This is a genomic window from Rhizobium sp. Root1212 (assembly GCF_001424985.1).
GTDB lineage: Bacteria > Pseudomonadota > Alphaproteobacteria > Rhizobiales > Rhizobiaceae > Pararhizobium.
This window is the reverse complement of the sequence record NZ_LMDA01000012.1, coordinates 1-20,404: the sequence shown is the minus strand read 5'-3', so window position 1 is coordinate 20,404 and position 20,404 is coordinate 1. Positions and strand designations below refer to the sequence as shown.

The following is a 20,404-nucleotide window of genomic DNA, read 5'->3' as shown; positions in this document are numbered from 1 at the left end:
GCCATGACGGCGGCCGGACTGTTCATTCTTCTGGCCGTCGCCATCTCGTTTGCCATGACCGCCGTCTGGTTTGCCGTCCTCAAGGGCGCGACATCCGGCTGGATCGACGCGATCTGGTCGTTCCTTGTCGGCGCCGCCGGTATGGTCGTGTCACTTGCCCCGATCGATGGCTGGGAGGGAGACTGGCAACGGCGGGTTGTCGTCACGATCGTCGCGGGGCTGTGGTCCTTTCGGCTTGGCCTGCATATCCTGCGGCGCACCCTGCAGGGCGGCGAAGATCCGCGCTACGCCAAACTGCGGGAGGAATGGGGGGAAAGCTGGCGTTCACGCCTCTTCCTCTTCCTGCAGATACAGGCTGCCGCCGCGCTCCTGCTGGCCGCAACCGTTTTCATCGCCGCACGAAACCCCGCAACGGGCCTTCAATGGAGCGATGTCGCCGGTATCGTCATCCTTGTGACGGCGGTCGTCGGAGAAGGCGTTGCCGATGCGCAGCTGGCGCGGTTCCGCGAAAACCCGGCAAACAAGGGAAAGGTCTGCGACGAGGGCCTGTGGAGCCTTTCACGCCACCCCAACTACTTCTTCCAGTGGCTGGGATGGACCGGATACGCTGTTATCGCCATCGGTCCGTACGGCGCTTGGGAATTGGGCTGGCTGGCGCTCGCCGGCCCTGCCTTCATGTACTGGCTGCTGGTCCATATTTCCGGAATCCCGCCGCTTGAAGCGCACATGCAGCGCTCGCGCGGCAGCGCTTTCGCCGCCTACGCCAATCGCGTCAATGCCTTCTGGCCAGGCCCGCAACTGAGGAAGAAGACGCCATGAACCTTGCCGCTACCGCCATCACCGCCGCCGAGCGGCTGCCGCTTCCCGATCCCGCCCTGCGCTTCGGCATCAGCCGGCTCGTCGGCCGCACGCGCCGCTTGCTGGCACAGGGCAGCGGCCCTACGGATCGCGACTTTGCACGATCGATGGCCGAATGGCCGATCGCCGTTCACACCGACGAGGCCAACGCCCAGCATTACGAACTGCCGGCGGCGTTTTTTGCGCTGACGCTCGGTCCGCGCCGCAAATATTCCTCCTGCCTCTATGCCTCACCCGGCGACACGCTGGCGGAAGCGGAAATTTCGGCGCTGGAAGAAACCTGCGCCCATGCAGATCTTGCCGACGGCCAGAACATTCTCGAGCTGGGTTGTGGCTGGGGTTCCCTCTCCCTGTTCATGGCTGAGCGCTATCCTTCTGCGCGCATCGTCTCCGTTTCGAATTCGTCGTCGCAACGCGCCCATATCGAGGCGGAAATCGAGCAGAGAGGCCTTCGCAACCTCACGATCGTCACCGCCGATATGAACGATTTTTCTCCCGACAGCATCTTCGACCGGATCGTTTCGGTGGAGATGTTCGAGCATATGTCCAACTGGAAGTCCTTGCTTGAACGGGCGCGCGGATGGATTAGCGACGACGGCCGGCTCTTCCTGCACGTGTTCTCCCATCGCAAGACCCCCTACCGCTTCGACCATGCCGACAAGGCGGACTGGATCGCGCAGTATTTCTTCACCGGCGGCGTCATGCCGAGCCACGGGCTGGTGCGGGAGTTCAGCGACAGCTTCGCCGTCGAAGCGGACTGGCGCTGGAACGGCAAGCACTACGAACGCACGGCGCTCGACTGGCTCGACAATTTCGACAGAAATCGTAGCGCCATCCGCGCCATTTTCGAAGCAACCTATGGCCCGGACGCGGCGCTCTGGATGCGGCGCTGGCGGATGTTCTTTCTCGCCACCGCCGGCCTTTTCGGGCATGCCGACGGCGACGAATGGGGCGTCAGCCACTACCGCCTGCGCCCCGCAGGCGCAGGGCCGTGATCTCCTTTTTTCGCAAGCTGGTCGAAAGGGTGCGGGCCTATGCCCGCCATCCGGACCCGCGTGTCGCCGCGGCGAATGTTATCGCGCTGCTGGTCGCCTCCAACCAGCCGTTCTATCCACTCTATCTTTGGTGGACGGTCAGCACCGACATTACGGCCGCGTGGTTCACGTTTCTCTCGACGCCATTCTTTCTCGCCGTGCCGGCCGTTGCGCGCCGGAACGGTGTCGCGGGCCGGGCGCTTCTGCCGCTGACCGGCGTCGGCAATACCATGCTGTCGGCCTGGCTCTTCGGCACGGCGTCCGCCGTCGAAATCTTTCTCGTTCCCTGCGGGGTGATTGCGCTTCTGCTGTTTCGCCCAAGCGAGCGGCTTGTCGGGCTGGCGCTCACCGCCCTCGCCTTCAGCGTCTTCCTGTTTTTGCACGATGCCTATGGATTGCCGCTGGCGCTGTATGACGCCACTGAATACGCCGCACTGGCGCGGCTGAACCTTATCAGTGCCAGTATGCTCACGGCTTTCGTCGCCCTCACGTTCTCCAGTCTGCTTGCGCAGGCCGAAAAATCAGCCGACACGGCTGGCCAGCAGGAAGCCGGCTGACGCGCCGACGGCTGTGACGAAGCCACCCCAGACCATATCGGCAAGCGTGACGACAAGCGGCCAGTCCTTCAATGTCGCCTGGTTGGTGAGGTCGTAGGTCGCGTAGGCTACGAGGCCGAGCACCGCGCCGTTCAGGGCCGCCTTGCCGAGACTGCCGCTCTCGACAGCCGGCAGCACGGCGAAGAAAACGATGCCCGCGACATAGATCACATAGAAGAAGACGGCGGGCGCCAGATGAAACTGCGGTGCAAGCCTGTCGCCGAGCAGCGGCCTGTAGAGCATATCCGCCATTGTCGTCAGCCAGATGGCATCGACGACCAGAAAGGCTACGCCGGTCGTAATATAGGCTGTGATAACCGTTTTCATGCCTGCGTCTCCCGCGGTTTTCCCTATTCCTTACGGCAAGTTTGCCTTCCTGGATCACCGTGAGTGAACCAAATGGCCTGCCTATGCGTATGTTAGGAAAAGCAAAGAGGATAGGCCGATGAGGATAGCCGTTCTGACTGCATGCGCCGCCGTGATCTCGACAGCCGCCGCATCTTACGCGCAGCAATCCGCCGACCCGAGCGGCATATGGCTACGTGACGATGGCAACGCGCGCGTGCGCATTGCGCCCTGCGGCGGCAAGATATGCGCGACCAATCTCTGGATCGGCGATACCAGCAAGGGCGAGGAAGCCGGTGACCGCCTGGTCATGTCGCTTGAGCCAAAATCGGCGGACACGCTGGCCGGGACCGCTTACGATGCCAAACGTAACCGCACCTATTCGATCACCGTGCAGGTCTCGGACAAATCGCTTCTCACCCGCGGCTGCATTCTGGCCGGCGTGTTGTGCAAGAATGTCCGCTGGCAGCCGGCGCAGTGACGGCGATCGGCAAGGATCAGGCATGAGGGAAAAGCGCGTCACCAGCATGGCCGACAACGGCCCGCCTCCCGCTGCGGCCGGAACGCTTTATTCCGGCAAGGTCATGCACCAGCGGCTCAATCCGTTCGGTCATCGTTTCAGCTACAGCGTCTTTTCACTGCTGGTCGATATCGACCGCCTCGACGATCTTGCCGAACTTTCGCGTCTGCTCTGCGTCAACCGGGCTGGCGTACTTTCCTTTCACGAACGCGACCACGTCGAAAAGGACGACGAGACGCTACGCCAGTTCACGGACCGCCTGCTGGCGCGCGCCGGGCTTGACAGACCCGCAGCGCGTATCCTGCTACTCGCCTACCCGCGCATGTTCGGCTATGCCTTCAACCCGATCTCGACCTACTTCGCCTACGATAAGGACGGGCGGTTGCTTGCGATCATCTATGGCGTGCGCAATACCTTCGGCGAGCGCCATAGCTACGTGGCGCCCGTGCTTGCCGGGGAGCAGAGCCCCGCCGGCATTCGCCAGACGCGCACGAAGATTTTTCACGTTTCTCCCTTCATGGATATGGGGCTGCGCTACCACTTCCGCATCCTGCCACCGGGCAAAACGGTACGCGTGCGCATCCATGAAACCGCCGGCACGGAGCCGATGCTTGCTGCGACGTTCAATGCGGATGCGACCGCCCTCAACGACGCCAACCTCGCGCGCTATCTCCTGCGTTTCCCTTTCATGACACTCAAGGTCATGGCCGGCATCCACTGGGAGGCGCTCAAGCTCTGGCTCAAGGGTGCGCGCTTTCGCACCAGCCCGCCTCCGCCCGAAACAGCAAGCTACCGCGATACGGCCTGATCATATTCGTTGGTTACCGACATCAGGTCGCGCCATCGTGGGTTGGATATGCTGACGGTCGAACCTCACAGCTTCCGCCAGATCCGCACGAAACCTGGCAAGTTCCTCCTGCTGCCGGCCATGATCAGGAAGACGCAGAAGATAGGAAGGATGCACCGTCACCATCATGCTGCCGCCTGTGTCGATATCCAGCAGATCTCCTCTTAGATCACCCAGCTTTTGCTGCCTGCCCGTCAGCGAGGCGACCGCGGTGGCGCCCATCGCAACAACCAGTTTCGGCTTGACGAAATCCAGTTCCAGCTTCAGCCACCACTTGCAATGCTGCACTTCGCCAAGGTTCGGCTTCTGGTGAATACGACGCTTGCCGCGAAGCTCGTATTTGAAATGCTTGACCGCATTGGTGACGTAGACGCGTGTCCGATCAAGACCAACGGCCTGTGCCGCCTCGTCGAAAACCCTGCCAGCCGGCCCGACAAACGGACGTCCGGCGAGATCTTCCTGATCTCCCGGCTGTTCGCCGACAATCATGATGTCGGCATTTTCCGGCCCTTCACCGAAAACAGTCTGGGTCGCGTTGCAATGGAGCGGACACCGCATGCATGCCATCGCCTGCTCCCGCGCCTCTGCCAATGTTGTCGGCTCTGAGACCGCGCTTGCGACCGGCGTCTTCGCCGCGGCCTGGAGGCGGGTGTGAAACAGCGGCGCATCGGTTGCCGCCCGCTCGGCCATGGCAATCACTTCAGCCTCTGCGCTTGCGATCATATCTGGAATGAGCTCGGCTTCCGGTAGATTCTTCCAATATTTCTTCGGCATTTCCGTCTGCATCATTTTTACCTTCAACCGCGCCGGGTTGAAGATGTGTCGGAAGTACGTTCGCCATAGCGTTTCCGTCTGATCGGAAAGCTTCGGGTTTTCTGCCGGAGAAGACGAGACGTGAAGCTCCTCACCGTCCCACGCCGCGGTTCCCTTGGGCGTGGCAATCATCCAATCCATGTCCGTGAAGCGGCGCTGGAAGAAAGGCGCGACGCGCGAGACGATGTAATGATCCGGTTCGAACCAGGCAAAGAAGCGTCGGCGCCTTCCGTAACCGCCGTCCGGTATCTCCTTGAAACGAACGAAAGCCGTCATCTTGTGGCAATCGCGCCGAACGGATTTTTCCATGGTCCGCAACGCGGCCACATCCGCATCGGCACGGATCGCCAGGAGCGACGGCTCAGCCTGAAGCCGGAAGAGGAGACCGTAAAGTCGTCCGAAGCGGGCGGGGTCGGAATGACAAATGACAGCTTCCGCAAGCGACAGGAATGCTTTCGGTACCGTGAGCAACGAAGAGGCGCTCACGGCCGGAATTTTAGCCGTGTCCGCCGCCGGCATGTCGAAAAGGTCGTCAGCGGCATCCGCTCGAACACGCCAGTCGATGTCCTCCGGCAAGACTTTTGCGGCGAAAAGCCCTCGCGCGGCACGACGCCATTCGGAAAGATCGCCCCTGCCCTCCAGTACAATCCTGTGCATCAGAAAAGCGCCAGTTGTTCGGGCTTGGGCTCGAACATTGCCCGCAGGTCGGACCTCTCGGCCAGCCGGTGCGGCGTCCAGCCCTCGGCCACGATGAAGGCCTGCACTTTCTTTACCGAGACGTGCAGCCGGGCGAGGTCCTCCAGCCGCAATCGGCGGTGACGTCGCGACGACAGGACGCCTGCCACCGCCTTCGTCCCAAGGCCGGGCACCCGGAGCAACATTTCCCGTTCGTCCCGGTTGATATCGACCGGAAAACGGTCGCGGTTGGCGAGGGCCCAGGCAAGCTTCGGATCGAGCTTTAGATCCAGCATGCCGCCCGGCTGCTTCTCGGTGATTTCCTCTATGCCGAAACCGTAGAAGCGGTAGAGCCAATCGGCCTGATAGAGCCGATGCTCCCGGATCAGAGGCGGCTTGATCAGCGGCAATGTCTTGGAAGCATCGGGAATGGGACTGAAGGCGGAATAATAGACGCGCCGTAGCCCGTAGCTTCCGTAAAGCCGGGCGCTGGTGCCCAGGATCGTGCGGTCATTCGACTGATCGGCGCCGACAATCATCTGCGTGCTCTGGCCGGCCGGCACGAAGCGCTTGCGTCGTTTCGTCTGCAGTGTCGGTTCACTGGCGGCTTCAATTTTCAGCCGAAGTTCACCCATGGAGCGACGAATATTCGCAGGGTGTTTTTCCGGGGCAAAACGGGTAAGCCCGGCATCAGTGGGCAACTCGATATTGATGGAAAGCCGGTCGGCGTAAAGCCCTGCCTCTTCAATGAGCAGCGGCGATGCTTCAGGAATCGATTTCAGATGGATGTAGCCGCGAAAATTATGAGTAACGCGCAGTTCGCGGGCAATACGCACCATTTCCTCCATCGTATAATCCGATGAACGGATGATCCCGGACGAGAGAAACAGCCCCTCGATGTAGTTGCGCCGGTAGAATTCCAGCGTCAGCCACACCACTTCCTCCACGGAAAACCGGGCTCGCTCGACATTGCTGGACGACCGGTTGACGCAATAGGCGCAATCATACATGCAGAAATTGGTCATCAGGATTTTGAGCAGCGAAATGCAGCGACCGTCCGGCGCATAGGCATGGCAAATGCCGGAACCTTCCGTCGATCCGACGCCGCCCGACTTCAGGGAGTCCCGCTTGACACTACCGCTTGAGGCGCAGGACGCATCGTATTTGGCTGCATCCGAAAGAATGGCCAGCCGCTCATTCAATGACTTCTTCATAAATGTTCATGATATGTTCTTATGCGCCGTTGTCAATACCGTTGGTGGGAACAGGCGCAATACCGCAATCATGAAGAAGCCCCCGACGCACTAAGCCAACGCGCCAGGGGCCCTCGCTGCAACGTCCCGATCCTGACGTCGCCCGGCCAGCATGTCATTTAAAAATGACACTTTCAGCGGTTCAAAAACAAATGTTCGGTGCCGGACCACGGTAAGGTAATCCTCAGTGCCGTTTACTCGGCAGGAGCAACGCGTCTGGCAAATGGCAGACACAGGATGGCGCAAGCCGTCAGAATGGCAACAACCAGCCACGCCTCGTTAAGAGCCTGCACCGTCGCTGCTGTTTGCAGCAACGGATCGAGCATCGCCATCGCCGCTTCGTCCAGGCCGCCTTTGTGCTCTGCCAGCGTCTGAAGCGGCACGCCGATGAATGTCGCGGTATCGGTATCCCCAGCCTGTAGGCGTTCAAGCAGCGAACGGCCGAGGGGCTCAGAGCGGGTATAAATGATCGTATCAATCAGCGCGATGCCGATTGCGCCACCCAGATTCCGCATCAGGTTGAACAGCCCGCTGGCATCCGGAACCTTGTCGGGTGAAAGCGTTCCGAGCGCCAGCCGCGTCGGCGGCAATAGGCAGAACATGATGGAGACGCCGCGCAGGATCTGCGGCCAGAACATCGCGTCATAGTCGGATTGCGGGTTCTGGAACGCACTCATGGCGATGCCGACGGCAAAGAGCGCGAAGCCGAGCGCAGAGAGCAGTCGAGCATCGACGCGTTTTTCCAAAGCGACGGCAATGGGCGCGGTTATGAGCTGCGCCACTCCGGTGACAAGCATGGTCATGCCGATCTCAAGAGCATTGTGGCCCCTGACAAATGCCAAAAAGACGGGCATGAGATAGACGGAGCCGAACAGGCCGATACCCAAGATGAAGCTGAGGACAGACCCCACCAGAAAGTTTCGATCGCGAAAATTGCGGAGTTCGATGAGCGGACGTGTCCGGCCAAGCGACCGCAAAACAAAGACGCATCCGCAGAGGACCGACAGTCCAAGCAAACCGACGATGTAAAGCGACGCCCAGCCACTGGTAGGTGCTTCCTTCAAGGCTAGCTCGAGTGACGCCAGACTTATCGCCATCAGCGCGAGCGAGAACACGTCCAGGTTCCGAAGTTCGGACGTATCGAGACCTTCGCGCGGCAGTGATCGCATGGCGACCAAAGCAGCGAGAATGCCGGGAATGACATTAATCAGAAACAGCCAATGCCAGGAATAGGTTTCCGTGAGCCACCCGCCGACGATAGGGCCGACGGTTGGAGCAAGGACGGCGAGAACGCCAGCAATCGTCGTGGCGATAGCCTGCCTTCCTTTAGGAAACAGGATGAAGACGGCTGAAAAGACCGACGGGATCAAAGTGCCGCCGGAAAAACCTTGGAGAACGCGCCACGACACCAGTTCACCGAATGTGCTGCTTATCGCGCAGCCGGCGGATGCAATGACGAACACCGTAAGTGAAGTAACGAACAGCCAGCGCATCGTCAGAAACCGGGTCAGAAAGCCCGTCAATGGGATCGCAACGATCTCGGCGATGAGATAGGCGGTCTGTATCCAGCTCATCTGGTCTGGATTGATATCAAGTGCCGACTGGATGGTCGGAAGCGAAGTCGCCACGACCTGAACGTCGAGAATGGCCATGAACATGCCGACGCACATCGCCATGAACCCCGTCCACACCAAGATGGGGGGCATGGCCGCGCGCGAAAGATCAGGCCCGTTCTGCATGGGATAAACCTGACAGGGCGGCATTCTCGGCCCTGATCCGTATCGTCAGGATCAGGGCGTTGGCGAGCGTGAATATGAGTGCATAGAGCGGCATGTCGAAGCAGAGTGGAAGGACGGCGATCTCGCCGATCACAACGACGTAGTTCGGATGCCGTAAGAATCGATAGGGGCCGCTCATCACCAGGGTCTCTCCGGGTATCACAATGATCCGTGTGGTCCAGCGCCGGCCAAGCGTGGACAAGGTCCAGAGCCGCAATATCTGAAGTCCTGCGAAGACAGCGATCCAAGCCATCTCAAGCGGCGCATTCCAGGCGAGCAGCCACAGACCGAGAAGCCATACCGCATGCAAAACCACGATAGCCGGATAGTGGCCGGCCGCGACTTCGGTCGCTCCCCTTACCATCAGTGCTCGGGTATTGTTTCTGGCAAGCCGGAGCTCGCCCAAACGTTCGAATGTCACCGCCATGAGGAGCAAGATCGACCAGATCATGCCGCGGCCTTCAAAGACACGCAGCTCAACGTGAAGCCTGGGCCCATGGCGGTCAGCAGCGTTCGCCGCGGAAGACCGGAGGCGATCAAACGATCCAGAACGAACAATGCGGTCGGCGATGACATGTTGCCATAATCCGACAGGACGTCCCGCTCATGATTCAGGCTGCCTTGACCCAGCGCCAATGCCGATTCCAGCGCATCGATTACCTTCGCACCGCCGGGGTGACAGGCAAATCGGTCGATATCCTCAACCGTCAGACCCGATCGAGCCAGTATCGATGTTACCGCGGGCTGGATATTTGCAGCCGCAAACGGCGGTATGGCCCGGTCGAAAATCACGCCAAGTCCTTCCGGATCGACGCTCCAGCCCATGATATCCAGCGTGTCGGGCCAGCTATGCTGACCACTCATTTCGATCTCCGCGATACCATCATCGGCGGCACGAAGCACACAGGCCGCCGCCCCGTCTCCAAACAAGGCCGTTGCGACGATGTTGGCCTTCGTCAGTTTGTCGATCCGAAACGCAAGTGTGCAGGTCTCGACCGCGACCAGCAGAACGACAGAACCCGGCCGCGATGCTGCCAACCGGGAAGCGATGGAAAAGCCCGAAACGCCCCCGGCGCACCCGAGCCCGAAAACCGGAACACGTTCCACATCGCTGCGAAATCCCATTTGTGTACTCACCCGCGCCTCAAGGCCCGGTGTCGCGATCCCGCTAGACGTCACGGTGACGATCGTATCGACCTCGTCAGCGGACAGACCAGCCGCTTGCAATGCCTTGTTGGCAGCGGACACGAACAGTGCACCTGCACCTTCGATGAAAGCGTCGTTCCTGTCCGGCCAGCCCGGCGTCGTGAAATACCAGTCGAGAGGACGGACGCCGTAGCGCCGTCTGATGCCCGAACTTTGGAAAACCTTCGCCAGACGCTCGAAGTCGGCATATCGGGATGAAAAGGCCTGATGGGATGCAAGTGCGGCGTCACGTTGATCAATGACATGCGGAGGGACGGCAGTCCCGATCGAGACAATCTTTACGGATTCAGACATGAAGATTCCTGCTGAGCGCTTCAGGGCTCGGGCCTGCTGCGCCAAGGCCGGTCCGATATAGGAACGTGCTGTTTCCGCAAAGGTTTCTTGGAATGCCGAATTAAATTAGAAGTATTCTATGAAACTCATGTCTCGGCCGCCGATTAGAAGGGGTTTAAAGCCCTGTTCCAACGAGAGCACCTATTCCGGCGGTGAGCGCCATCGCGAACGCGCCCCAGAACGTGACCCGCAGCGTTGCACGCGTGACATCGGCTCCACCGGCTTTCGCGCCGATTGCCCCCAGGAGAGCAAGGAACAAAAGAGAAGCGATCGAGACTGCCGTCACAAGCATTGATGCGGGAGACAGCAAGACCATGAGCAGAGGCATGGCGGCACCGACCGAAAAGGTTGCCGCCGAAGTCAGTGCTGCCTGTATGGGTCTTGCCGCGGTCATCTCCGAAATACCAAGTTCGTCATGGGCATGGGCGGCGAGTGCGTCCTTGGCCATGAGTTGATCCGCAACCTGACGGGCAAGCGTAGCATCCAGTCCCCGGCGAACGTAGATTTGCGCCAGTTCCTCGCGCTCCTGGCCCGGCTGCGTTTTCAGTTCGAGACGCTCGCGGTCAAGGTCGGCCTTTTCGGTGTCGGACTGTGAACTCACGGAGACATATTCTCCGGCTGCCATGGACATGGCCCCCGCTACGAGGCCGGCAATACCGGCGACCAGAACCTGGGAACTGGCAGCTGAAGCGGAAGCGACTCCGACAATGAGGCTGGCCGTCGAAACGATGCCATCATTGGCGCCCAGAACTGCAGCCCGGAGCCATCCGATCCGGGAAACGAGATGATTTTCTGTGTGCAGGCGGCTCATAAAGATGTCCTTAAATTGCTTATGATCCCCCGCGTATTTCCGCGTAGGATCATAAGCTGGCGTGGGAGGTATGACGCTTAGTGTTCAAGATCGCCGCTTCCAGCCCGTGATCATAGCACGGACAAGATTTTCCCGGTGTTCTACACTCGCCAGCACGACCCCTGTGATGTGCAGGACGATAAGAACGAGCGTCGAATAAACCAGCGTTTTATGGGTATTTTCCACCCATTCGACACCCCAATAGGCATCGGTCGTCATCATATATCCCGTCGTGACGATGCCCGAGATCGCCAGGAGCAGTGCGATCACCATTGCACCGCCCGCGGGATTATGCCCGATATAACGCCTGGCCCGCATTCGAGCCGTGTCGGCGAGAAAACGCAAAACCGTCGCAGGACTGTGAACGAAGTTGACAAACCGCGCGTGTTCGGAGCCGAAGAGGCCCCAAATCACGCGGATCGCGACAAGGCTGCCGATGGTGTAACCGGACAGGATGTGCGCCGACTTCCATTCGTCGCCCGTAAAGAACGAGAACGTGAAGAAGCCGACGAGGGCCCAATGGAAAACTCTGACAACCGGGTCCCAGACTTTAAGCCGCTCCGGCCGCTGTTGGCAACCGGAGACAGAGCCGGGCATGTTCTGCTCGGCGGGGCGCATCAATCGTCTCCGTCGACGCCGACCTGAACGCCCGTTTCCGGGTTGGACAGCGCCTCGACCTTCTTGCCATCCTTCACGCCGTAAATTTCGTAGCAGCCGCTTTCTGCCTTCACCTGGCGGACTTCGAAGCCCATGCCGGCGGCTTTGGCTTTCATCGCGTCCTTCGTCATCCACTTGGCCTGTGGGACATCTCCACACTTGCCGGCGTCGTCAGCATGGGCAATACCGCCGAGAACGGTCGCTGCGAACAGGGAGGCAATTACGAATGTCTTCATCATCAATATCCTTCGTTGACCCGGTCGGGCACTCTTGCTCCGACCGTCGACTGCAATCTAAGCGAAGGGGGCTGAGCGATAGCTGACGTCAAATGTCAGCGAAACTTCAGCTTCGCGGTGGTATTGTTGGGAATGAAACACGCGCGCTACACGGCATCGGGACGCCGGGCAAAGACCGGATTGGCGCTCGCCGTCGTCCTCGGGCTGACATTCGGACATGCGGCGCCCCTGCATGCCGACGATGACGACGAGACGAAGACAAGGAATTTTGATGAAACCCGCGATATACTGCGCGACCGCGTTCAGAAGGGCGAAATAAAATCGCTTGCCGAGCTTCGTCATATCGTCTTGAGCAAAGTGCCCGGCGATATCGTTTCGACATCGGTTGATCAGGAGTATGGTGTGACGGTCTATGACTTCCGGGTCCTGAACTCCGTCAACAGACTGATCGAAGTCGAGGTCGATGCAGCATCCGGGATGATCCTTGAAATCGAGAACGACGAATGAGAGTGATGCTCGTCGAAGACGACCTGTTGATCGCACGGGATGTGATCACCCATCTGGAGCGGGCCGGGTTCCTGGTTGTCCATGAAAGGGATGGCGAGTCCGGCTGGTTCACGGGCGATACCGAAGAGTTCGCCGCCATCGTGCTTGATCTGGGACTTCCGCGCATGGACGGTCTGTCCATTTTGAAGCGCTGGCGTTCGCAGGGCCGCACGACTCCCGTCCTGATCCTGACAGCGCGCGGCAACTGGCAGGAGCGCGTCGAAGGTATCGATGCGGGGGCCGACGACTATCTGGCAAAGCCCTTCCAGATGGCCGAATTGCTGGCACGTCTGCGTGCGATCATTCGCCGTAGTGCCGGACAGGCCAGTTCCATCATGGCCTTCGGGGATGTCACAATCGATCTGCGCACAAAGACGGTCACGCGCCTTGGCTTGCCGGTCGATCTGACCCCACTTGAGTATCGGTGTCTTGCTTTCCTCGCCAACAACAGTGAACGTAACGTCGCTCAGATGGAACTGACCGAACAGCTCTACGCACAGGACTTCGAGAGGGACAGCAATTCGGTCGAGGTTCTTGTGGGGCGTTTGCGGCGCAAGCTCGGTCATGAGTTCATCGCGACGCGACGAGGATACGGATACCGCATCAACGGACATCGCCCGTGATGCTGTCCATCCGCCAACGCTTCCTCCTGATTTCTCTGGTCTCTGTCTTCGTAGCGCTTGTCATGGCGAGCGTGGTGATGGTTGCACTGTTTACCCGCAACCTGGAGCGTCGGATCGATTTGGAGCTGGCGGGGCATATCAATACCATCGCCGGGGCGCTGCGCTTTGCCGCCGACGGCAGGGTCGAGCTTCCCAATCGCCCGGTCGACCGGCGCTTCGAGGAGCCTTACAGCGGTCTGTACTGGCAGGTAGAGGACGACCATCGCAACGATCAACTGCGGTCCGCGTCACTTTGGGACTATGCCCTGCCTCTGCCGGAAGACGGACAGGAGACCGGTTCGGTCGACCGCTACCATCTTGATGGGCCGGACAAGACAGACCTCATTGTCCAGGAGCGCAAGATCATCGTCTCCGCTCCCGATGGAAAACGGGCGATCCGGGTGGCTGCTGCAATCGACGCTTCAGAGGTGAAGACGGCAAGCCGTGGCTTTATGCTCGACATCGTTCCATACATGGTGGCGCTGGCCATCTTCCTGATCGCGGCATCTCTGGCGCAATTGACCTATGGTCTAAGGCCACTGTCCACGATTACCAAAGGATTGGATGATATCCGCGAACGGAAGTCGGACCGACTTGATGGCAGGTTTCCGAAAGAACTCCAGCCTGTGGTCAAGGCCGTCAATCGCTTGCTTGAAGCGCAATACCTGCTCATCGCCCGTGCCCGCACCCGCTCAGCCGACCTGGCCCACGGCCTCAAGTCTCCCCTGACTGTCCTGTTCAACGACGCCGACACGCTACGCGAACGAGGCGAAGTGGAAATTGCGGACGAACTGGTTCACCTGGCAGACGTCATGAAATCTCATGTCGATCGCGAGCTCACCCGCAGCAGACTTGCCGGAAGCGCATTTTTGCGGTCATCCGACGCCGATCTTTCCGTCTCCATCGACGTCATCACGCGAACACTCAAGCGGACGCCGCGCGGCGAGCAATTGAACTGGGACATCGATGTCGAAGACGGGCTCGTCATTCCAATCGACCCCAACGACCTGCAGGAACTCCTGGGGAACATCATTGACAATGCCGTAAAGTGGAGCCGGTCCGCCGTTCGTATTCATGCGCGGAGGCAAGATGGGAACATCGTTTTGCTGATCGAGGACGATGGTCCAGGGGCAAGCCCGGAAGGACTGTTGACCATCATGGAGCGTGGCATTCGTCTGGACCTCAAAACTCCCGGAACGGGTATCGGTCTTGCCATCGTCAGCGATATTGCAGCTCTCTACGATCTCTCCATTGATATCGCAAACGCTGAAAATGGAGGCCTGCGGGTCGTCGTCCGCTTTTAGCCCGGACGCTGCTGATGAAGCATTCGGATCGAGTGAGAGGCCGCTACGTCGCTCACGACTGCGCCGTTATGTCGATGCAGCCACTCCCGATTTTTCCGACCCGTTGGCCGGGAGAAAAACCTATATCGGATGTGCCGACGGGCCTGCCGAAAAAGAACCCCTGACCATAGTGACAGCCAAGCGCTTGCAGCGCCTGAAATTCCGCCATGGTTTCCACGCCCTCGGCGACGACGTGCTTTCCCAGCGCCTTTGCCATATCGATGGTGGCCTTCACAATGGCAAAATCGGCACTCGAACCCGTCATCGCGCGCACGAAGGACCCGTCGATCTTGATCTGGTCATAGGCAAATTCCCTGAGATGCACGAGGGAAGCAAAGCCGGTACCGAAATCGTCAAACGCCACGATAAAGCCGGCCGCACGCAGCGCCTCAAGCTGCGCGCCGATATCACCGCCCTGCCCTGACAACATGACGCCTTCCGTGACCTCGATCTGGATGTGACGAGGTGACAGTCCCGCCGACCGGGTTGCGACAAGGATTTCATCGACGAGGCAAGGATTGCCCGGCAACGGGATAAACTGTGACGATGAAACATTGATCGCAATGTGTCCGAAATCCAAGCCTGCAGCATCCCACGCCTTGGCTTGAGCGATGGCGCTCTGAAGTACATAGTTACCGATACGCCTGGATAACGTGGGCTCGTCGAAAGCGGCGCGAAAGGCCGCTGGACCGATGACCGATCCGTCGGGCTTCTTCAGCCTGAGCAGAGCCTCGAAGCCAATACGCCTTCCCGTTTCGAGTTCCACCTTCGGCTGGTAGTGGAGCACGAAGAAACCATGTGCGAGCGCCTCTTCTGCAAGCGCCAGCGCCGCTTTATCAGCATGTGCGCGATCCAACCGACCGGAGTCGACGCGAGACAACAAATAGCGGTCTTCGGATTGCAAAAGACGTTCCACAGCGCAGCGCGCCAGCCGATCCAGCAAGCCGCGCACGTCGGCTCCAAGGCGCCGCGGCACCCGATCGAGAACGCAGAGCGAGCCGAGCCGAAGCCCCGGCTCGATCTCCAGGGGCACGCCGGCATAGAAGCGTATCCTATCGCTTCCGGTCACGAACGGATTATCGACGAAGCGGGCATCGCGGATAGCGTCCGGCACGATGAAAAGCCTCGACGATCGGATTGTATAGTCGCAGAAGGCGGCCGCCCTGGACGATCCTTCCCCTTCGATGCCCCGTTTCGACCTGAACCATTGGCGTTCGCCGTCCAGCAGCGTGATCAGGCCGATCGGCGTCCCCGCCGCAAAACAAGCCGCATCGACCAGCGCCTCAAGCACGGCGTCCGGGCCGGTAGACACGATAGACAGTTCCCTGAGACGTTTGAGGCGAGCTGCCTCGCCCGGTGAAGCGCCTTTGAGGCCGACCGCTTCTGCGCAAATCACATTTCGTCTTACACACGGAAGCATGAGGCTTTTCCACTCTCACCGCTGTTGGATGTCGCCGAGGCGGTAGCCCACGCCGCGGATCGTTTTTATCGCACCGCCACTCGCGGCATCGAGTTCCGCGAGCTTGCCGCGCAGCCTGTTGATGTAGACGTCGATTGTCTTGTCGCGCGGGTCATGCTCACGAAAGAGCGCCTGCCTTGCAATGCGCGACTTCGGGCAATCCTTCCCGGCGCTGGCGTGGAGAACCTGCAGTATCCGCCCCTCGAGTGCGGTCAGCGCCTGACTGGCTCCCTGGAAATCCATCGACAGGCGACCGATGTCGCAATCGATATTGCCGATCTTGAATGAAGAGCTTTGCCGCAGAACGCTGCGACCCGAACGCGCCTCGTGCAGGCGATGGACGCGGGCGCGCAATTCTTTCACGCTGAACGGTTTCATCACATAGTCGTCTGCGCCGACACTGATGGCGTCAGCCCGGCTGTCGGCGTCTCCAGCGCCCGAGATCATGATGATAGGGACATCGGAGCGCCTGCGTGCTGCGCGAAGCAGTTCCAGCCCGCTCCCGTCCGTCAGGTTGATATCGATGAGAATGCAGTCGTAAGCAGCGAGTTCGTTTGAGTGAATGAAGCGGCTCGCCTGTCTCGCGGTTGCAAGGCTGTCCAGTCGGTCCCGAGAATCCGACCAGCTCAGCCGCAACATTTCAATGACGTCTCGCTGATCTTCGATGATCATTATGTGCATGGTTTCTTCGAGTGCTTGGCGCTTCGGCCCAAGCCTCCTTGCTGAGCGCCATCCGGCGGGGACGGCATCGGGCGCAGCATGGGCTGCACCTCTTCGCTCGCTGATATGGTCCTTGGACTCAGGCTTTCCAAGGTCGAGAACGGAGAACTCAGGCGCGCCAGCCGATTAACGAAGTCCGGTCTCAACTGTTTGACGAAGCATAGATGCAGGTGCCCCGGATCTCGCTGAACGACGACACTGCCAACAACCACGTCAAAACGGCCAAAAACGAGATAGACGTGATCGGGAACCTGCAGCTTTCCCATCCGCACCGTTGCTCCGCCCTCGCTGATTTCGAGGATGAGGCAGCGAACGATCTGCGCCTTGCGCATCCATTTCCCGGTGAAGAGAAGATTGCAGAAGAGGGTGACGCTGCGGCGGTACCATTTACGACTGAAGTAGTCGGATTCGATGCGACTGAGATACGTCGTTCTCTTTGCGGACTTCACAGGCTGACCTCGACGCTTGCCGAGATTTCCTTCCCCTTTGCAGAGGCCAAAAACACGGCGGTTAATGCATCGATTAGAGCGGTCGGCCCTTAAGCGACCGCCGCGCCAAATTTAAAAAAGGTTAAAATGGTGCGATCTCTCATGGATTACGGCGCTCTTGGAGATTATCGAGAAGTTGAAGTCAATTGCGTTGGGGACGGTGCAAAACATGCGACGAGGAAATGCAATCGCTGGCAAAACCTTTCGCACGCTCGTAACTGGCTTCGGGCGCGCATTCGACGGGTTTTCGGCCGGTCTGGTCGTCGGCGCAATCTCCGCTTTCGTACTCGGCTGGTCCCCTAAAAATGCCTGGCTCTGGGCCTTCGGAGTTTCGCTGTTCATAGCGTGGCGATTCCGGCAAGGGGGGCCGTGGCGACCGAAGGCAGACCGTCAATCGCACGATGACTATGGGAACCAGGCCCTTCTGGAGATCGCCGGCAAGACTGCGAAGCTTGGCGGATGGGTGGTGCACCTGCCGGACCGGAGAATTGAGTGGTCGGACGAAACGTCCGCAATCCACGAGAGACAAAGGGGTGAAACAGTCACCTTCGAGGCGGGGATCGGATATTTCGCGCCCGAAGGGCGAGAGGCGATGTTGTGGCACTTCGACGCCTGCGTGGCGACCGGCGCGCCTTATGACACCGAAGTGGAGATCATCACGGGCAGAGGCAGGCGGAAATGGGTTCGTGCGATCGGAGTTGCTATTCGCGATGATATGGGCCGCATCTGCCGGGTCCAAGGGGCACTTCAGGATATCGATGAGCGAAAACGGCTGGAGAATACGGCCAGGGAGCTCGAACGGCGTTTTGCCGAATCCATGGAACATATCAGTGATGCTTTCTTCCAGCTCGATTCAGATTGGCACTTCACCTACCTCAACCATCAGGCCGAACGTCTGCTGGAGCGCCCGCGATCAGCGCTTCTGGGCCGCCTGATCTGGCAGGAATTCCCGGAGGCCTCCTCTGGCACCATCCGGCAGCACTACGAGCGCGCCGTCCACGAGAACAGGACGGCCGATTTTGAAGTGTTTTACGAATCCCTCGATGCATGGTTCGCGGTCACCGCCTATCCTGGCCCGACCGGACTGACCGTCTATTTCCGGGACGTGACGAAACGGCATGCAGCCGATCAGCACTTGCTTCTGCTGGAGATGGCCGTCTCGGGAATTGAAGACTTCGTCATTATAACGAAGGCGGCGTCGCAGCCTGGGAACAGGCAAACGATCGTTTATGTGAACGACGCCTTCGTCAGGATTACCGGCTATTCACCGCACGACGCGTTGGGCCGCTCCCCCGGTTTCCTCCAGGGTCATCGGACCGACATCGCGACGGTCGAAAGGATCGACCGCGCAATTGCGCTGCCGACGGCGATCCGGGCCGAGCTTCTCAACTATGCCAAGGACGGTCGCGAATATTGGATCGACATGAGCATCGCCCCCATTGTCGGGTCCGATGGGCGCGCGACCCATTTCGTTGCGACCGGCCGCGACATCACCGACAGAAAGAGAGCAGAAGAACGGCTTGCGGAAAGCGAGGAACGCTTCGCAATCGTTGCCATGATGACGACGGACGCCGTCTGGGACTGGGACGTTGCGACCGGCCAGGTCCAATGGAACAGCAACATCGCGTCCGTCTTCGGGCATGACGACGTGCCGGTAGAGGACGGTTTTCGGGAATGGGAAGCCAAGATCCATCCGGACGACCGCACCCGCGTCGTGTCGAGCGCGCTTGCCGCAATCGATGGGCAGGCCGTCACCTGGCTGGAAGAGTACCGCTTCCGCCGCGGGACGGGGACATATGCGGAGGTCCTCGATCAGGGGCACATCATCCGCAATTCCGAAGGCGAGGCAACCCGCATGGTCGGCGGCCTCCGCGATATCACCGAGTCACGGCTGAACGAGGCAAAACGGCTACAAGCGCAGCGGCTTGAGGCCATAGGCCAGCTCACGGGCGGCGTCGCCCATGATTTCAACAACCTCTTGACGGTCATCATCGGAACGGCGGAGACGTTGGCCGACGAAATCGCTGATCCGAGACTTTCAGCGATAGCGCAGCTAAACCGCAAGGCCTCGCTTCAAGGCGCCGCCCTCACACGCCAACTTCTCACCTTCGCGGGGCGGCAACCGCTCGAACCGGCGGCCTTGAGTATCAACAGTTCCATACGGGCCATGGCGGGATTGTTGTCGACCGCACTTGGGGAAACGATCATCCTGCACCTTGAACTTGATCCGGCGGCAGGTCAGGTGAGAGCGGATGCGGCGCAACTGGAAGCGTCTATCATGAACCTCTGCATCAACGCCCGCGACGCAATGCCCAACGGCGGCAGGGTAGCGATTTCGACCGAGCAAAGCGGCGACGATGCAGTGGTTCGAATCTCCGACGATGGCTTCGGTATGGACGCGGAGACGCGAGCAAAGGCCTTCGAGCCATTTTTCACCACGAAGCCCTTCGGCAAGGGTAGCGGCTTGGGACTGAGCGTGGTGTACGGTTTCGTGCGGCAATCCGGAGGCCGGCTCGAAATCGCATCGGAGCCAGGAAGGGGAACCACCATTTCCCTGTACTTTCCCCGACTGGCGTCCACGGACATCCCTGCCGAGACGTTTTCGAGCGGAGTATTGGATGGTGGCAGTGAGCGCGTTCTCGTCGTCGAGGATGATCCGATGGTCCGTGAGTTCGCCGCCACAACACTCAATTCTCTCGGTTATTCCGTAACATCTGCAGCCGACGCATCCGAAGCTTTGCGGATACTGGAAACGGACGGTCCGTTCGATCTGGTGTTCTCGGATGTGGTCATGCCGGGTCCGATTGACGGTCGCGCCATGGCGAGCAAGATCATGGTACAGTATCCGAACCTCCCTGTCGTGCTGACGACCGGTTACGCCGATATCGAACGCATCAGTGCCACGTCGCGATTCCGGCCGCTCGCAAAGCCCTATACGCGACGACAGGTCGCGGAAGCTTTGCGGGAGGCGATTGGCATTTCGCGCGACAATCGATGAGCTTTTGCGCCGTTACGATTGCGCGGTTACGCAACGGTGCGGTGCTGCGTAACTTCGACTGCTGCTCAAGCTCGATATAATGGAGTGCCCGCTTTCGTCGCGGAGGTGCATGGGGATTTCATAGAGAAGCAGGAGGCCATCAGCTTGACACGGAGCAGAAACGCAAAAAGCTCCCCGACGCTTATAT

At 59.8% G+C, this 20,404-nt stretch carries 21 protein-coding genes; 10 read left to right on the top strand and 11 right to left on the bottom strand.

What is annotated here, in order from left to right:
- Nucleotides 1-3 precede the first annotated feature (3 nt).
- The 3 genes from ASC86_RS12235 to ASC86_RS12225 are packed head-to-tail and all read left to right on the top strand — an operon-like array spanning nucleotide 4 to nucleotide 2,449.
- Nucleotides 4-819 carry a DUF1295 domain-containing protein gene (locus ASC86_RS12235; RefSeq protein WP_056321145.1) on the top strand — a complete coding sequence of 272 codons (816 nt, stop codon included), beginning with the start codon at nucleotides 4-6 and terminating at the stop codon, nucleotides 817-819.
- Nucleotides 816-1,853, top strand: coding sequence for a cyclopropane-fatty-acyl-phospholipid synthase family protein (locus ASC86_RS12230; protein WP_056321143.1), 1,038 nt, complete (start codon nucleotides 816-818; stop codon nucleotides 1,851-1,853). Before ASC86_RS12235 ends, ASC86_RS12230 begins: the two co-directional genes overlap by 4 nt.
- Nucleotides 1,850-2,449 (top strand): hypothetical protein, encoded by a 600-nt coding sequence (locus ASC86_RS12225; protein ID WP_082510153.1) that lies wholly within the window; start codon nucleotides 1,850-1,852, stop codon nucleotides 2,447-2,449. Before ASC86_RS12230 ends, ASC86_RS12225 begins: the two co-directional genes overlap by 4 nt.
- Here the strand turns inward: ASC86_RS12225 and ASC86_RS12220 are convergent.
- Nucleotides 2,414-2,815, bottom strand: a complete 402-nt coding sequence (locus tag ASC86_RS12220) for a DUF2177 family protein (RefSeq protein WP_056321141.1) — start codon at nucleotides 2,813-2,815, stop codon at nucleotides 2,414-2,416. The genes ASC86_RS12225 and ASC86_RS12220 overlap by 36 nt on opposite strands.
- 118 nt (nucleotides 2,816-2,933) lie before the next feature.
- Between ASC86_RS12220 and ASC86_RS12215 the strand changes: the two genes are divergently transcribed.
- Nucleotides 2,934-3,314 (top strand): DUF2147 domain-containing protein, encoded by a 381-nt coding sequence (locus tag ASC86_RS12215; protein ID WP_056321138.1) that lies wholly within the window; start codon nucleotides 2,934-2,936, stop codon nucleotides 3,312-3,314.
- Between the two features lie 22 nt (nucleotides 3,315-3,336).
- Entirely contained in the window at nucleotides 3,337-4,161 is an 825-nt protein-coding gene (locus ASC86_RS12210; RefSeq protein ID WP_056321136.1) for a DUF1365 domain-containing protein, read from the top strand.
- Here ASC86_RS12210 and ASC86_RS12205 read toward each other — a convergent pair whose 3' ends face one another.
- From ASC86_RS12205 to ASC86_RS12170, 8 genes are all read right to left on the bottom strand, one after another.
- Entirely contained in the window at nucleotides 4,162-5,670 is a 1,509-nt protein-coding gene (locus ASC86_RS12205) for a UdgX family uracil-DNA binding protein (RefSeq protein WP_056321134.1), read from the bottom strand. It lies immediately after the preceding gene.
- Nucleotides 5,670-6,902 (bottom strand): putative DNA modification/repair radical SAM protein, encoded by a 1,233-nt coding sequence (locus ASC86_RS12200; protein WP_056321132.1) that lies wholly within the window; start codon nucleotides 6,900-6,902, stop codon nucleotides 5,670-5,672. Before ASC86_RS12200 ends, ASC86_RS12205 begins: the two co-directional genes overlap by 1 nt.
- 233 nt (nucleotides 6,903-7,135) lie before the next feature.
- Nucleotides 7,136-8,680 (bottom strand): DHA2 family efflux MFS transporter permease subunit, encoded by a 1,545-nt coding sequence (locus ASC86_RS12195; RefSeq protein ID WP_056321131.1) that lies wholly within the window; start codon nucleotides 8,678-8,680, stop codon nucleotides 7,136-7,138.
- Nucleotides 8,664-9,170, bottom strand: coding sequence for an isoprenylcysteine carboxylmethyltransferase family protein (locus ASC86_RS12190; protein ID WP_056321128.1), 507 nt, complete (start codon nucleotides 9,168-9,170; stop codon nucleotides 8,664-8,666). Before ASC86_RS12190 ends, ASC86_RS12195 begins: the two co-directional genes overlap by 17 nt.
- A complete protein-coding gene (locus ASC86_RS12185) occupies nucleotides 9,167-10,219 on the bottom strand; it encodes a type III polyketide synthase (RefSeq protein ID WP_056322502.1) in 1,053 nt (350 codons plus the stop codon). Before ASC86_RS12185 ends, ASC86_RS12190 begins: the two co-directional genes overlap by 4 nt.
- 154 nt (nucleotides 10,220-10,373) lie before the next feature.
- Entirely contained in the window at nucleotides 10,374-11,069 is a 696-nt protein-coding gene (locus tag ASC86_RS12180) for a VIT family protein (protein ID WP_056321126.1), read from the bottom strand.
- 84 nt (nucleotides 11,070-11,153) lie between these two features.
- Entirely contained in the window at nucleotides 11,154-11,726 is a 573-nt protein-coding gene (locus ASC86_RS12175) for a cytochrome b/b6 domain-containing protein (protein ID WP_056321123.1), read from the bottom strand.
- Entirely contained in the window at nucleotides 11,726-12,001 is a 276-nt protein-coding gene (locus tag ASC86_RS12170; protein WP_056321120.1) for a PepSY domain-containing protein, read from the bottom strand. The genes ASC86_RS12175 and ASC86_RS12170 overlap by 1 nt, the downstream gene beginning before the upstream one ends.
- A 132-nt stretch (nucleotides 12,002-12,133) precedes the next feature.
- Here ASC86_RS12170 and ASC86_RS12165 point away from each other — a divergent pair, with 132 nt between their 5' ends.
- The 3 genes from ASC86_RS12165 to ASC86_RS12155 are packed head-to-tail and all read left to right on the top strand — an operon-like array spanning nucleotide 12,134 to nucleotide 14,513.
- The gene (locus ASC86_RS12165) at nucleotides 12,134-12,508 is read left to right on the top strand and encodes a PepSY domain-containing protein (protein ID WP_082510151.1); all 375 of its coding nucleotides are present in this window, start codon (nucleotides 12,134-12,136) and stop codon (nucleotides 12,506-12,508) included.
- Complete coding sequence (locus tag ASC86_RS12160) at nucleotides 12,505-13,170, top strand: response regulator transcription factor (RefSeq protein ID WP_056321113.1); 666 nt, start codon at nucleotides 12,505-12,507, stop codon at nucleotides 13,168-13,170. Before ASC86_RS12165 ends, ASC86_RS12160 begins: the two co-directional genes overlap by 4 nt.
- The gene (locus ASC86_RS12155) at nucleotides 13,170-14,513 is read left to right on the top strand and encodes a sensor histidine kinase (protein ID WP_056321110.1); all 1,344 of its coding nucleotides are present in this window, start codon (nucleotides 13,170-13,172) and stop codon (nucleotides 14,511-14,513) included. Before ASC86_RS12160 ends, ASC86_RS12155 begins: the two co-directional genes overlap by 1 nt.
- 52 nt (nucleotides 14,514-14,565) lie before the next feature.
- Here the strand turns inward: ASC86_RS12155 and ASC86_RS12150 are convergent, their stop codons facing one another.
- Complete coding sequence (locus ASC86_RS12150; RefSeq protein ID WP_162245003.1) at nucleotides 14,566-15,864, bottom strand: EAL domain-containing protein; 1,299 nt, start codon at nucleotides 15,862-15,864, stop codon at nucleotides 14,566-14,568.
- Nucleotides 15,865-15,987: 123 nt separating this feature from the next.
- Complete coding sequence (locus ASC86_RS12145) at nucleotides 15,988-16,683, bottom strand: response regulator transcription factor (RefSeq protein ID WP_162245002.1); 696 nt, start codon at nucleotides 16,681-16,683, stop codon at nucleotides 15,988-15,990.
- A gap of 212 nt (nucleotides 16,684-16,895) precedes the next feature.
- Here ASC86_RS12145 and ASC86_RS12140 point away from each other — a divergent pair, with 212 nt between their 5' ends.
- Both ASC86_RS12140 and ASC86_RS12135 read left to right on the top strand, forming a co-directional pair.
- Nucleotides 16,896-17,273 carry a hypothetical protein gene (locus ASC86_RS12140; RefSeq protein WP_056321102.1) on the top strand — a complete coding sequence of 126 codons (378 nt, stop codon included), beginning with the start codon at nucleotides 16,896-16,898 and terminating at the stop codon, nucleotides 17,271-17,273.
- A gap of 64 nt (nucleotides 17,274-17,337) precedes the next feature.
- Nucleotides 17,338-20,217, top strand: a complete 2,880-nt coding sequence (locus ASC86_RS12135; RefSeq protein ID WP_056321100.1) for a PAS domain-containing sensor histidine kinase — start codon at nucleotides 17,338-17,340, stop codon at nucleotides 20,215-20,217.
- Nucleotides 20,218-20,404 lie beyond the last annotated feature (187 nt).